Source organism: Tamilnaduibacter salinus (assembly GCF_003096655.1).
In the GTDB taxonomy this organism is placed as follows: Bacteria; Pseudomonadota; Gammaproteobacteria; order Pseudomonadales; family Oleiphilaceae; genus Tamilnaduibacter; species Tamilnaduibacter salinus.
The window spans coordinates 16,621-30,628 of record NZ_QEKQ01000002.1 but is presented as its reverse complement, the minus strand read 5'-3'; the positions used below and the strand labels follow the sequence as shown (position 1 = coordinate 30,628).

14 protein-coding genes are annotated in these 14,008 nt (G+C 61.4%); 1 reads left to right on the top strand and 13 read right to left on the bottom strand.

Annotated features, from left to right (window positions below; translation table 11 throughout):
- Positions 1-25: 25 nt before the first annotated feature.
- The 8 genes from C8D92_RS02785 to trmJ form a co-directional block, all read right to left on the bottom strand.
- On the bottom strand, positions 26-1,108 hold the full coding sequence (locus C8D92_RS02785; RefSeq protein ID WP_116918369.1) for a RodZ domain-containing protein: 1,083 nt from the start codon (positions 1,106-1,108) through the stop codon (positions 26-28).
- A complete protein-coding gene (gene pilW, locus C8D92_RS02780; protein WP_228151145.1) occupies positions 1,105-1,908 on the bottom strand; it encodes a type IV pilus biogenesis/stability protein PilW in 804 nt (267 codons plus the stop codon). The genes C8D92_RS02785 and pilW overlap by 4 nt, the downstream gene beginning before the upstream one ends.
- Positions 1,909-2,016: 108 nt before the next feature.
- Entirely contained in the window at positions 2,017-3,129 is a 1,113-nt protein-coding gene (gene rlmN, locus C8D92_RS02775; RefSeq protein ID WP_095610661.1) for a dual-specificity RNA methyltransferase RlmN, read from the bottom strand.
- A 62-nt stretch (positions 3,130-3,191) separates the two neighbouring features.
- Positions 3,192-3,620 (bottom strand): nucleoside-diphosphate kinase, encoded by a 429-nt coding sequence (gene ndk, locus C8D92_RS02770; RefSeq protein ID WP_095610660.1) that lies wholly within the window; start codon positions 3,618-3,620, stop codon positions 3,192-3,194.
- A gap of 82 nt (positions 3,621-3,702) precedes the next feature.
- Positions 3,703-4,860 carry an IscS subfamily cysteine desulfurase gene (locus tag C8D92_RS02765; protein WP_116918368.1) on the bottom strand — a complete coding sequence of 386 codons (1,158 nt, stop codon included), beginning with the start codon at positions 4,858-4,860 and terminating at the stop codon, positions 3,703-3,705.
- Between the two features lie 26 nt (positions 4,861-4,886).
- Complete coding sequence (iscR, locus tag C8D92_RS02760; RefSeq protein ID WP_095610658.1) at positions 4,887-5,375, bottom strand: Fe-S cluster assembly transcriptional regulator IscR; 489 nt, start codon at positions 5,373-5,375, stop codon at positions 4,887-4,889.
- Positions 5,376-5,482: 107 nt separating this feature from the next.
- Positions 5,483-6,268, bottom strand: a complete 786-nt coding sequence (gene cysE, locus C8D92_RS02755; protein WP_095610657.1) for a serine O-acetyltransferase — start codon at positions 6,266-6,268, stop codon at positions 5,483-5,485.
- A 3-nt stretch (positions 6,269-6,271) separates the two neighbouring features.
- Positions 6,272-7,102, bottom strand: a complete 831-nt coding sequence (gene trmJ, locus C8D92_RS02750) for a tRNA (cytosine(32)/uridine(32)-2'-O)-methyltransferase TrmJ (RefSeq protein ID WP_116918367.1) — start codon at positions 7,100-7,102, stop codon at positions 6,272-6,274.
- A gap of 132 nt (positions 7,103-7,234) precedes the next feature.
- Between trmJ and C8D92_RS02745 the strand changes: the two genes are divergently transcribed.
- The gene (locus C8D92_RS02745; protein ID WP_116918366.1) at positions 7,235-8,035 is read left to right on the top strand and encodes an inositol monophosphatase family protein; all 801 of its coding nucleotides are present in this window, start codon (positions 7,235-7,237) and stop codon (positions 8,033-8,035) included.
- 341 nt (positions 8,036-8,376) lie between these two features.
- Here C8D92_RS02745 and secF read toward each other — a convergent pair whose 3' ends face one another.
- The 5 genes from secF to queA all read right to left on the bottom strand — a co-directional run bounded on the left by secF (position 8,377) and on the right by queA (position 13,956).
- On the bottom strand, positions 8,377-9,330 hold the full coding sequence (gene secF / locus C8D92_RS02740; RefSeq protein ID WP_095610742.1) for a protein translocase subunit SecF: 954 nt from the start codon (positions 9,328-9,330) through the stop codon (positions 8,377-8,379).
- Positions 9,323-11,200, bottom strand: a complete 1,878-nt coding sequence (gene secD / locus C8D92_RS02735) for a protein translocase subunit SecD (protein WP_116918365.1) — start codon at positions 11,198-11,200, stop codon at positions 9,323-9,325. Before secD ends, secF begins: the two co-directional genes overlap by 8 nt.
- 137 nt (positions 11,201-11,337) lie before the next feature.
- Positions 11,338-11,643, bottom strand: a complete 306-nt coding sequence (yajC, locus tag C8D92_RS02730; RefSeq protein WP_243402363.1) for a preprotein translocase subunit YajC — start codon at positions 11,641-11,643, stop codon at positions 11,338-11,340.
- Between the two features lie 112 nt (positions 11,644-11,755).
- A complete protein-coding gene (gene tgt, locus C8D92_RS02725) occupies positions 11,756-12,868 on the bottom strand; it encodes a tRNA guanosine(34) transglycosylase Tgt (protein ID WP_116918364.1) in 1,113 nt (370 codons plus the stop codon).
- A gap of 14 nt (positions 12,869-12,882) precedes the next feature.
- Positions 12,883-13,956, bottom strand: coding sequence for a tRNA preQ1(34) S-adenosylmethionine ribosyltransferase-isomerase QueA (gene queA, locus C8D92_RS02720; protein WP_116918363.1), 1,074 nt, complete (start codon positions 13,954-13,956; stop codon positions 12,883-12,885).
- Positions 13,957-14,008: the final 52 nt, after the last annotated feature.

Here is a 14,008-nt window from a genome sequence, read left to right as displayed (position 1 = left end):
CTGGCGTCAGGCCTTCTCGTTGCCATCAGGCATTGTCATTACCAAGGGTCAGGACGGCCCGGTTACTGGGTGCGGGAATGTCTGACAGATCAACCGCTTCCCCATCAAATCTCACGCTGGCGACATCCACGGCCCCCAGCACGATCCGGAACGGGCCGGTCCCGGTATAACGCACTTCGTCATCGGCCCGTTGCAATCCGGACACCACCGTGCGCCCGCCGTCCTCAATCTGCACCCAACAGTCTCCCGAGAAGTCGATGACGATGTTGTGACTCGTCGGGGACGTTGGTGTTCCGGTGCTGACAGACGCCATTGTATCAGGCTCTGTCACGCTCGTGTCCGCATTCGGCTCCGCATCAACACCGCTGCCGGAGCTCGGCTCTTCCCTCTCCGGTGGGCCCTCATCGGACTCTGTCGAAGGAGGCTCGGTGACCGGCTCAGGCGTGTCCTGAGTGGCCGCCGGCATGGGGTCATCCACCGCCCCCGTGTCCGTCAGCCCATCCTCCTGCACGGCCGTGTCGCTTTCTTCCGATCCGGAAGGCGCGCCACTCATCGGACCGTCGCCCGGCGCTGCAGCGTCTCCACTCTCCGGCGTATCCGCCGGCTCACCAGACGGCTCAGCCTCTTCGGCCGCTTCCTGCTGCATCGTCTGTTCGAGCATCTGACCGCCAGACCGGGCCAGATCGCTCTGAGCGAACCAGTAGAGGAACCAGCCCGCCAGGACCGCCAAAACCAGCCCCGCCGTCCAACGGGCGATGCGCTGCTTCTGACGCTTGCGACGCTCGATCTCTTCCAGCGGGTCGTTACGGCGGGCCTGCTCAGCTTCCTCCCGTAGCGGTTCCAGTTCCTCATCCAACACCTGTATCACGGCATCGGCATCGAGCCCGAGCAACCCCGCATAGGATCGCACGTACCCCTTGAGAAACAATTCCGAATCAATCTGGTCGTACTCGCCGGCCTCAATGGTTTCGATAATGGCCGGTCGCAGATTCTGTTGCTCCGCGACCTCCGTGACCGAGTAGCCGGCCGTTTCGCGCGCTTCCCTGAGCCTTCGGCCCGTGTCCCCGTCCCTGGCTGCCCCCATGGGTTCTTGTTCGTCGTCCGTCATGGTTTCGTTGCCAGTTGTCGATACGCCTTCAGCTCCTCGGACTGCGGGTACTCTTTTTCAAGCAGCAGCGCGAGGCTCGCCTCCCGGTCCTTGTTGCCAAAATGACGGGCAATCCGAATTCCGGTCAGCAGGCTTTCCGGCGAATGTCTGAGATTCTTGTTGCGGGCCATCATACGTCTTAACCGACTGTAATACCGGCTCGCTTGCGAATATTGCTCCATCCGGACCAGCGCACCGGACAGGGACAACAGGTATTGCGGGTTGCCCCGGGAAATCTCGACAGCGCGCCGGTAGGCGGATGTTGCGTCGGCGTTCTGCTCCAGCGCTTCATAGCTTTTGCCGAGACTCTGGAACACCGAAGCGCGATCATTGTAATCGGTATCCGTGGACGCCCGCTTAAACTGGCTCACAGCCTCGTCAAATCGGCCCTGATTGTAGAGAAAGGTTCCGAAATAGACGCGCCCGCGGGTATAGGAGGGGTCATTGTCAAGGGCCTGGCGGTAGGACTGTTCCGCCAGAGCATGCTCGCCATCGGACTGGTGGACAAGGCCAAGGGTGGCCAGCGCCTCAGAGCTCTCGGGGTCGATCTCCAAAGCGCGTCGAAGGTGCTCCCGGGCGCGCTCATAATTGCCCTGAGAAATGTAAGCGGTGCCGAGGCGAACATAGTCGCTGACCGCTTTTTCCGCGTTGGCGTCTTCAGCGAACGGGCTGGTGGTGGTCGTGACACAGCCACCAAGCATCAGGGTGAGCAATACGATCAGTGGATAATGCCAGGCACGCCGGCTCCCAAACGCTCTCACTGTATCGCACCCCCTCTATTCTTTCGTCCCACATCAAACAATGCCCGGAAGGGCATCGTGTTTCTTCCTTTTATCCCTGATTGTTATAGCAGATCTGAGTTCCCGGGATCACGACGCCACATGGTGAACCGGGATGTAACGCTCACTGCGGCGCGTCCGATCCTCGAACTGGCCGACCAACTGGCCACAAGCGGCATCGATGTCGTCACCCCGCGTGGTGCGCACCGTCGTGATGTGCCCATCCTCATGGAGAATCGACTGGAACCGGCGCGTCGCCGATGCCTCAGGGCGACGGAAATCACTTTCGGGAAAAGGATTGAACGGAATCAGGTTGATCTTGCAGGGGATGTCCTTCAACAGCCGGGACAACTGCCGGGCGTGCTCCGGCTGGTCATTCACCCCTTCAATGACGGTGTACTCAATGGTGACCTTACGGCGGTCCGGCAACCGATCCAGATAACGCCGGGTTGCCGCCAGAAGATCCGCGATGGGGTATTTCTTGTTCAGCGGCACCAATTCATTGCGCAACTCATCATTGGGCGCGTGCAGGGAGATGGCCAGCGATACGTCGCTGACTTCCCCCAGCCGATCCAGCTTGGGAATCACTCCGGATGTACTGAGCGTCACACGCCGTTTGGAGATACCGTAGGCCAGGTCCTCCATCATGAGATTCATGGCATCCACCACGTTCTCGAAGTTGAGAAGCGGCTCCCCCATTCCCATCATGACGACGTTGGTTACCGGCCGGTCGGTCGGATCCTCAAACGGCATGTAGGCCCGCCGCGCAACCCAAACCTGGCCAATGATTTCCGCCGCTGTCAGGTTTCGGTTGAACCCACGCTTACCGGTTGAGCAGAAGGTACAATCCAGGCTACAGCCAATCTGGCTTGAGACGCAGAGCGTGCCTCGCTGCCCGTCGGGAATAAGCACGGTTTCGACACTGTTACCGCTGTCCATCCGCATGACCCACTTACGGGTGCCATCCTTCGAGGTCTCGTCGTAGACCACCTCAGGACCGCGGATTTCCGCCACTTCCTTGAGCTTCTGGCGCAGCTTTTTGCTGACATCCGTCATCTGGTCAAAGTCATCGACACCCCGGTGGTGCATCCAGAGCAGAAGCTGGCGCGCCCGGAACTTCTTTTCGCCGAGCGACTCAAAGAACGACTCCAGCTTCGCCCGGGGCATCCCCAGCAGATTGACCTTATCTTCGGGCGTCGTCATGACCAGAAACCTCAGTGCTTCGTGTACCCGGGGCCGGCCAGGCCGGCCCCGGTCAACGACAATCAGCCGCGCGGGCAGATCTCGTTGTCATTGAAATAATAGGCGATTTCGCGCTCGGCGGATTCCGGGGAATCAGAGCCGTGAACCGCATTGGCGTCGATGGACTTGGCGAAGTCCGCGCGAATCGTACCCGGCTCGGCTTCTTCCGGGTTGGTCGCTCCCATCAGGTCCCGATTCTTCGCAATGGCGTTCTCGCCTTCCAGCACCTGAACAACGACCGGGCCGGAGGTCATGAACGCCACCAGATCCGGGAAGAAAGGCCGTTCTTTGTGCTCGGCGTAGAACCCTTCCGCCTGCTCCTGGCTCAGATGGATCATCTTGGCGGCAACAATCTGCAGGCCAGCTTTCTCAAAACGGGTCTCGATCTCGCCAATGGCATTCTTGGCAACGGCGTCGGGCTTGATGATTGAGAGCGTGCGCTCAACGGACATTATCGTTCTCCATCTGGTTATTCGCTGTCATATGGTGAGCGGCGATTATACGCGGGATACCCTCACGTGCCTACCGCTCGCCTCACGGCGCCACATGACGCTCCCGTAACCGCGTTGCGACGGCCTGAATGCGCTCCACGGCGAAGTCAATCTCTTCACCGGTGGTGAAACGCCCCAGCGAGAAACGCAGCGACCCGTGGGCCCGATCATCCGGCACCCCGAGTGCCCGCAATACGTAAGACGGCTCCATGGTGGCCGAGGCGCAGGCAGAGCCGGACGACACTGCCAGATCCCGGAGCCCGAGCATCAGCGACTCACCATCCAAACCATCAAACCCAAGATTGATGATGCCGGGGACGGTCTGTTCAGCACTGCCGTGCAATGTGACACCCGGCATGGCCGACAGGCCGTCAAGAAATCGTTCCCTCAGCCCCTGCAGCTGCACGCGCTCTTCGTCCAGAACCGTTTCCGCCTTCTGGAAAGCAAGCCCCATCCCGGCGATCTGGTGGGTCGGCAGGGTTCCTGAACGCATGCCACGCTCATGACCACCGCCATGGATGTGGGCATCAATGCGCACATCCGGGGAGCGGCGCACATAGAGGGCGCCCACGCCCTTGGGGCCATAAACCTTATGACCGGACAACGAAAGCAGGTCCACGCAGGTCCGGGACAGATCAATGGGGTGCTTGCCTGCCGCCTGGGCTGCATCGACGTGGAAAAGAATGCCCTGTTCTCGCAGCATCCGGCCGATGCCGTCGATGTCATTCAGAACGCCGATTTCATTATTCACCCACATCAGCGAAACCAGACAGGTATTTTCCCGCAGTGCCTCGCGCACCTGATCAGCCGACACACGACCGGACTCATCCGGTGTCAGCCATGTCACGGGATGCCCCCGGGATTCCAGCCACTCACAGGTGTCCACGACCGCCTTGTGCTCAATGCGGGAGGTGATGATATGGCCTCCCGGATAACGGGAGGCGACGCCCTTGATGGCCAGGTTGTCCGATTCGGTCGCGCCGGAGGTCCACACGATTTCGCGGCTGTCGCATCCAATCAGGTCTGCGACCTGCCGCCGGGCATTCTCGACAACGGCTTCGGCCTGCCAACCATAGGCGTGGGAGCGGGACGCGGGGTTACCAAAAACGCCGTCCAGCGTCAGGCACTCCGCCATTTTCTCGGCCACGACGGGGTCCACAGGCGTGGTGGCCGCATAATCCAGATAGACCGGTTTTTTCATAACACCATGAGATTTGATGGATCGAATCAGGCAGGGTTACCCGACATCAGACGCCGGGTATTGATCGCTTCTTCGTGTTGGCGGCGATTCTGTCGCTCCGCCACAACCTGGATTTCACGCTTGCGCATGAGGTCCGCCAGGCTGATGCCGCTGAGAAACGAGTGAATCTCGTCGCTCAGATCAGACCAGAGGTGGTGAGTCAGGCACATTTCGCCATTCTGGCAATCACCGCGGTTACCACACCGCGTGGTATCGAGCGACTCGTTGACCGCATCCACCACCTGCGCAATATAAATCGCATCACAACCACGACTCAGGCGATACCCTCCACCCGGGCCCCGGATGCTCATGACCAGGTCATGGCGGCGCAGGCGCGAAAACAACTGCTCGAGATAGGACAGCGAGATGCCCTGTCGGTCGGAGATGTCCGCCAGACTCACTGGGCCCTGTTCGGCATGCAACGCCAGATCGAGCATGGCGGTGACCGCATAGCGCCCTTTCGTGGTCAATCGCATGATTCTGTGCCTGTCACTCTACGAAATATCCTATTCGAGTATGAGTTGACCGAGTATTTCAGTCAAGTATTCAGAATTTGGCAGAAATTGACCGCCCCAGAGCGTTGTCAGTCCCGGTCTTCGCGCTCTTCGATGTCGCGGACACAGTCAAAGTCCTCTTCATCGATCGGCGGCAGCGAGGTGCCATTACGATAGTCCCGGTCAACCCGCTGGAGCGCGCGGCACATGGTTTCAATACGCTCATCAACAGCGTGCATGTGATCCAGCAGACTGCGGACCGAACGGGCGAGCGGATCCGGCATCTCCTCGGTCACACCGTAGGCATCGAATCCCATCTGCTTCTCGACATGCTTGCGTTTCTCGTCTTCCTTGTCCTTGTCGCGCTTGACCACCACGCGCCCCGGGATACCGACGACGGTTGCGCCTTCCGGCACTTCTTTGGTGACCACTGAATTGGAGCCGATCTTGGCCCCGGCGCCCACCTCGAACGGACCCAGGATTTTGGCACCTGCGCCGACAACAACGCCATCACCCAGCGTCGGATGGCGCTTTCCTTTTGCCCATGATGTGCCGCCGAGCGTCACGCCCTGGTACAGAGTGACGTCGTCACCAATCACGGTGGTCTCGCCGATCACAACGCCCATGCCATGGTCGATGAAGAACCGGCGGCCGATGGTCGCCCCGGGATGGATCTCAATGCCGGTCAGCCACCGGGCGAGCGTCGAGATGGTCCGCGCGAGCCACTTGAAGCCACGGCACCAGATGGGATGGGCCAGCCGGTGAAACAGCAACGCATGGAGACCCGGGTAGTTGGTCAGCACCTCAAACGTGTTGCGGGCCGCCGGGTCACGGTGAAAGACGCTGTTGATGTCCTCTCGCAGACGGTCAAACATAGTCTAGTCCTGTTCCTGCTTGCGGGCCGGTCCTGCCGTCCCTGCGGTTTTCTGTATCGCTGTGAGCGCGCCCCTCAGGATGTTGACCTCCATCCGGTCCGGGTGGGCGCGCTGGAACAGCCGTCGCAGCCGCGTCATCAACTGCCGGGGATTGTCCCGGCTATGGAAATCAACGTCCACCAGCGCCTGTTCCAGATGGTCGTAAAACCCTTCCAGCTCACCAACCGAGGCGGGCGGACGATCCCAGCCTTCGTCCCCCGGTCGCATCAACGGCTGCAACAGCTGACGGGCCACATCCGATGTTTCCCCCATCAGGTGGTGCATCCGGAGCTCGTAACAGATCACCTGGACGGCCATGGCCAGATTCAGCGAGCTGTACTCCGGATTCGAGGGTATATGGATATGATAGTGGCAGCGCTGTAGCTCGTCATTGCTCAGACCGTTGCTCTCCCGGCCAAATACCAGTGCAACGGTGCCCTGCTCCCGGTAACCGGTCACCATCCCCGCGGCATCCCGTGGGTTTACAACCGGCCAGGGGACTTTGCGACCCCGCGCACTGGTGCCCAGCACCAGCGAACTCTCAGCAAGCGCCTCATCCAGAGAATCCACAACCCGGGCACGGTCCAGCACATCCGTGGCGCCTGAAGACCGGGCGTAGGCGGCCTCGTCCGGGAATGACTGCGGCCGCACCAGCGTGAGATTGGCCAGGCCCATGTTTTTCATCGCACGCGCCACGGCCCCGATGTTGCCCGAGTGCGTGGTTTCCACCAGCACGATATGCACATGGTCGAGCGCACCGCTGCCCGGTGCGCCAGCCCCGATGTCCTCACTCATGGCCAAGCCGTCTCCTCTGAGAAAAGGCCGCTATGATACCAGAAACACGCATCGCCCGACCCGTGAGATTTGGCCGACACTCTGGTATCATTCGTCGCCTTTTCCCATAACCCCTCAGGTGTACTGAACGCCATGCAACCAGCAATCAAGATGGCCTTGCGAATCGGACGGCAAGGTGCGGACTATCTCAAGGCGCACTTCGACCGCCAGGAACTGACCGACCAGGGTGGCCCGACACCCCGGCAGCGACTGGAGCGCGTGACGGACTCCATTTATGCGAGCTTCACCGACCAGCTTCAGAAAGCCTACAAGGACCACTACATTGCGCCGGTCGGCGACATCCATGCCGAGGGACACGACGACAGCTGGCACATCTTCCCGGTGATTGGTGAAGAGGCCTTCCTGCGAGGGACGCCTGACTTTCTCCTGGCTCTGATCCAGAAGAAGAACGACCGTGTCGAGCACCTGCTGGCGATCAACCCGGTCACGACGGAAGAATACGCCGCCAGCCGTGGGCAGGGTGCGGTTCTCAACAGCCGTCGCATCCGGACGAATGGTGCCCGCCAGATGGAGAGCGCGACGCTCACCACCAACGCCATGGACCACTGCCGGGACGGCGACAACCCACTGGTCTGGGGCGAGCTGATGACAACCATGGCGAAAACCAGTCACCGGGTTCTGACCAGCCCCTGCCCCCTGCTCGACATTGCGCGGATCAGCGCCGGCCACATGGACGGCACGGTGCTCTATCGCCCGGACGCACTAACCCTGGAAGCCGGCACGCTGCTGGTGCAGGAGGCGGGCGGCCTGTGCGGGGACTTCTCCGGCAACCCGATGAGCGAAGACAGCGGCCAGTTCGCCATTGCCAACCCGAAACTCTTCCGGGAACTGCTCCAGACACTGCATCCGTTCCGGGGTCGGCTGCCGCGGTAACGCTGGCTGAAAAAACGGCCAGCTCCAATAGTGAACGGTGATCCGCCTGTAGCCGGTGTCTCCGACTTCGGAGTAGCCCGCGAGGGCGACCGATATTGCCGGTCATCACCGACCGCTTGAGCGATCGCCCGGAACCAGGCAGCTACCGTCGGTTGGGCTGACAACGGAAGCCCAACAACGCCTGGCAACGGGGATAACCGTTTAGCGGGGAAAGGATTGTTGGGCTTCCTTCGTCAGCCCAACCAACGACCGAAGCCAATCGACGACAGACCGATACCATCAAAAAAGCCCCGAAGGAACGACCTCCGGGGCTTTTTTGTGGGGTGCGGCCAGACCGTTGATTACATCCGGTCCAGCCACTCCGGCTTCTCTTCCTCTTCCGGCTGATCCTTGGCGTTCTCTTTTGCCGGCACCAGCATGTCCTCCCGGGTCACGCCCAGCGAGACCACGAGGTTCGCCGACACATAGATGGAGGAGTAGGTCCCCACCACCACGCCGATGATCAATGCCACCGAGAAATTGTGGATCGCCTCGCCGCCCAGGAAGAACAGCGACAGCAGCACCACCAACGTCGTCCCGGAGGTGTTCAACGTCCGGCTCAGGGTTTCCGTGACGGACTGGTTGATCACGTCCTGGGTGGACCCTGTGCGCAGCTTCCGGAAGTTCTCACGGATTCGGTCAGCCACCACAATGGTATCGTTAAGCGAGTAACCGATCACAGCCAGCAACGCCGCCAGCACGCTCAGATCAAAGTTCCACTGGAACAGCGAGAACAGACCCAGAACGATGATGACATCGTGCGCCAACGGCACCACCGAGGCGATACCGAACTTGAACTGGAAGCGCATACCGACATAAACCAGCACCACGAACAGCGCCAGCAGCATGCCCAGACCACTCTGCTCTTTCAGTTCGTCGCCCACCTGGGACCCCACGAACTCGGCACGCACCATCTCCAGCTGCTGGCCCGCGTCGCGAAGATCGGCGGTCAACTCGCGGGCGAGGTCGTCGTTCAGATCCTCCCGCAGACGCACCAGCACTTCGGTTTCCGCACCGAAGTTCTGGACCACAAAGTCTTCGTAGCCCTTGTCCTCCAGAATCTGTCGCACATTCTCCAGATCCGGGGCCTGTTCGTAGGCGAACTCCACCGAGGTTCCGCCGGTGAAATCAAGGCCGAGATTGAGGCCCCGCATGCCCAGTACCACGATCGAGAGCACCACGGCAAGAATCGAGATGACCGACGCCACGCGCCGGAAGCTCATGAAATTAATGGGTTCGCGGTTGCTGTCACGCATGGGCGAGCTTCCCCCCGATCGCGAGTTTGGAGACATTGCGACCGCCGTAGGTCAGGTTGACGATGGCGCGACTGACCAACAGCGCCGTGAACATGGACGTCAGGATGCCGATACACAGCGTGACGGCGAAGCCCTTGACCGGCCCGGTACCCATGGCAAACAGGATCACCGCCACCAGCAACGTCGTGATGTTGGCGTCAACGATGGACACGAAGGCGCGCGAGTAACCGGCATGGATCGCCTTCTGGGGCGGCATGCCCTGCCGGATCTCCTCCTTGATGCGTTCGAATATCAGCACGTTCGCATCCACCGCCATACCCACGGTCAGGACGATACCCGCGATCCCCGGCAGGGTCAGCGTTGCCGAGAGGATCGACATCGCCGCCACCAGCAGCATCAGGTTGAGCGCCAACGCGGCATTGGCCACCACGCCAAAGAAACGGTAGTAAGCGAGCATGTAGAGCAGTACCAGCACGAAGCCGGCGGTCACGGACATCAGGCCCGCATCAATGTTCTTCTGCCCCAGGCTCGGACCGATGGTGCGCTCCTGAACAAAGTACATCGGCGCCGCCAGCGAGCCGGCCCGCAGCAGCAGCGCCAGTTCGGCGGCCTCGGCGGTGGAGTCCAGCCCGGTGATGCGGAAGTTGCTGCCCAGTGCCGACTGAATGGTGGCGAGACTGATGATGCTGCGGTCGACGGTGCGCTCCTCGACCATCTTCAGCTCACCGTCCACCCGCTTCTCCACCTCCTCGGTGTCATACTGAATGAACAGCACGGCCATGGAGCGACCGACGGCGTCGCGCGTTGCACGCAGCATGCGATCACCGCCCGGGCCGTCCATGGTGATGTTGACCTGCGGCTGGCCGTTCTGGTCGAACGCCTGCTGGGCGTTGGCCACATTTTCACCGGTCACGATGATCTCACGCTCCAGGCGCGCGGTCCGGTTGGGCTGGTCACGGAACGGGAAGGTCTGGGTTTCAGCGGACGACGCGTCCTGACGCGCCTCCAGGCGGAACTCCAGGTTCGCCGTGGCGCCCAGTACCCGCTTCGCCTGGGCCGTATCCTGAACCCCTGGCAGCTCAACGACGATCCGGTCCTGCCCCTGGCGCTGAACCAACGGCTCGGCGACGCCCAGCTCATTCACCCGGTTTCGGATCGTGGTCAGGTTCTGCTCCAGCGCGTAGTCCTGAATCTTCTTCGTTTCTACGTCCGACAGCAGCAATTCCATCTGGAAAGCGCCGTCGTCGGTTTCGGACTCGCGAAGCCGGAACTGGTTGTACTCATCCTGCATCAGGTCGGCCGCGGATTCCCGCGCGCTTTCGCTGCGGAATTCCATGACGATGTCGCCGTCATCGGTCACGTCACCGCCCCGGTAGCGGATACGCTCCTCACGCAGCTTGCGCTTGATCTCGCTGGCGTAGACACTCAGGCGCTTTTCCACCGCCTCGTCCATGTCCACTTCCAGAAGGAAGTGCACACCGCCGCGCAGATCCAGGCCCAGCTTCATGGGCCCGGCACCAATGGACCGCAGCCAGTCCGGCGTGCTTTCCGCCATGTTCAGCGCCACCAGATAGCGCTCGCCCAGCGTTTTCTGCAACAGCGGACGCCCTTCGAGCTGGGCTTCGGCACTGTTGACGCGGATCAGCGCATCGGGCGGGTTGAGACTGGACTGCTTGACTTCAATGCCCTTGTCCTCAAGGACGGACACGGCGCGGTCCAGCACGGATTCAGACACCTGGGTGGAACTCCGGGCGCCGGTGATCTGGAGCGCGTAGTCGTCCGGGTAGAGGTTCGGCAGCGCGTAGACAAAACCGACAATGAGCGCCACCAGGATCAGGAGGTTTTTCCAGAGCGGGAACTTGTTCAGCATGAATGGCCTTATCGCCGGGCGGCCCCGGCCTGCGTTTCTTTCCGGTGAACGGCACCCGGACCAGCCCCATCATCGGGGCCCGGTCCGGGCGTCGGTCCGGCGGGCGCCGGGAATCGGCGCCGCTCAGACCGGCGGGATCAGATGTCTTTCAGCGTCCCTTTCGGCAGTGCGGATGCCACGGCGACCTTCTGTACGGTCATTTCGACGTTGTCCGCCACTTCCAGAACGATGAAGTCGTCGGTCACCTTGGTGATCTTGCCCGCCACACCGCCGGAGGTCACCACTTCATCACCCTTGTTGAGACCGGCCATCAGGGCTTTGTGTTCCTTGGCACGCTTGGACTGCGGACGCCAGATCAGGAGGTAGAAAATCAGGATAAAGCCGGCAAAGAAGATGATCTGGCCGATCACGCCCATGCCCTGGCCACTGGCGTCCTGGGCCATGGCAGCTGCCGGCATCAGCGACAGAGCGGTCAACAGAAGGGTGGAAAGCGCTTTCATTCGTTCACTCCGTTATTGGAAAAGAGAGGTTCGCCGATCAGGCATTACAATCGGGTTAAAGCGGCGGAACGGTCTGCCCGCACCGCTCGTAGAACCGTTCAATGAAGTCGGACAATGTACCTGCTTCAATGGCCCCACGCAATCCGGCCATGAGGCTCTGATAGTGCCGCAGGTTGTGAATGGTATTGAGTTGTGAACCCAGCATTTCCCCACACCGATCAAGGTGATGGAGATAGCCCCGGGAAAAATGCCGGCAGGTGTAACAGTCGCACGCGGTATCCAGTGGCCCGGTATCGTGGCGATGCTTCGCGTTGCGGATCTTGATCACGCCTTCGGTGGTAAACAGGTGACCGTTTCGCGCGTTGCGGGTCGGCATCACACAATCAAACATGTCCACGCCGCGCCGGACCGCTTCGACAATATCTTCCGGCCGGCCAACACCCATCAGGTACCGCGGCTGATCGTCCGGCAGTTTCGGAGCAATGTGGGTGAGGATGCGCTGCATGTCCTCTTTGGGCTCGCCAACCGACAGCCCGCCAATGGCGTAGCCGTCAAAACCGATATCGGTCAGTCCGTTCAGGGACGCCTCCCGGAGCCCCTCGTACATACCGCCCTGAACGATGCCAAACAGTGCCGACGGATTGTCGCCATGGGCCTGCTTCGAGCGCTCGGCCCAGCGCAGAGACAGGTCCATGGATTCACGGGCCTGCTGTTCCGTTGCCGGGTATGGGGTGCACTCATCGAAGATCATCACAATGTCCGACCCGAGATCGCGCTGCACCTGCATGGCAATCTCCGGGTTCAGCTCCACCGGCGAGCCATCAATCGGCGAGCGGAACTGCACGCCCTTTTCGGAGATTTTGGTCATTTCACCGAGGCTGAAGACCTGAAACCCACCGGAATCCGTGAGAATCGGGCCCTGCCACTGGGTAAAGTCGTGCAGGTCGCCATGACCCCGGATCACTTCCGTGCCGGGCCGGAGCATCAGGTGAAAGGTGTTGCCCAGAATGATCTCGGCGCCGATCTCCTCAATGTCTCGCGGCAGCATGCCCTTGACCGTGCCGTAGGTACCCACCGGCATGAACGCGGGCGTCTCCACGGTCCCGCGCGGGAAGGTCAGCCGGCCCCGGCGCGCCTCGCCGTCGTTCGCCAGTTTTTCAAACTGCATCACACAGTCGTCTCTCACGAGGCACTCCCCTCTTCTGTCTGCTTGCCGGCGCCGAGGCTTGGTACCTGGCCCGTCACGAACATGGCATCGCCGTAGCTGAAGAATCGATAGCGCTCCCGGACCGCTTCCTCATAGGCGCCAAGCACCGCCTCCCGGCCGGCAAACGCACTGACCAGCATGATCAGAGTAGACTCCGGCAGGTGGAAGTTTGTCACCATCGCATCCACGCAGCGGAAGGCGTAGCCGGGATAGATGAAGATGTCGGTCTCGCCCCGGAACGGGCGCAACTCGCCATCCACCGTCGCCGACTCCAGTGATCGGACGGACGTCGTCCCCACAGCCACGACACGACCACCACGCTGTCGCGTCCGCGCAACGGCATCCGCCGTTGCCTCTGGGACCTCGGCAATCTCACTGTGCATCTCGTGATCTTCGACCCGTTCAACACGCACCGGCTGAAAGGTGCCGGCGCCAACGTGAAGCGTGACCTCAGCGGTTTCCACACCCTTATCATGCAGCGCCTGAAAGATCGTATCGTCAAAGTGCAGGCCGGCCGTCGGCGCGGCAACGGCACCGGACTCCCGGGCATAAACGGTCTGGTAACGCTCCCGGTCGGTGTCCTCGTCGGGCCGGTCCACATAGGGCGGCAGCGGCATGTGACCCACCCGCTCCAGCAGGCTCAATAGCGGCTCGTCGGTGGTGCGGCTGAAGCGGAACAGCGGCCCATTGCGGTCCACCATCCGCAGTGCCGTGCCATCTTCGAGCACCACCGTCTGATCCGGTTTGGGTGGGCGGGACGCGCCGACGTGGGCCAGCAGTTCGTCGTCATCCAGCAGGCGCTCCACCAGCACTTCCACCCGGCCGCCGCTCTCCTTGTGGCCATAAAGACGCGCCGGTATCACCCGCGTGTTGTTGAACACCAGCAGATCCCCGGGGGCCAGCAGCTCCGGCAGATCGACGAAATGACGGTGCGTGACCGACCCGGACGGACCATCCAGCGACAGCAGGCGGGAGGCACTGCGCTGCGCCAGCGGGTATCGGGCGATCAGCTCGTCCGGCAGCTCAAAATGGAAATCGGAAATCTTCATGGCGGACAATCAGGCCGTGGCTTGTCGTGTGCGCGCGAACGGTAGCGAATTC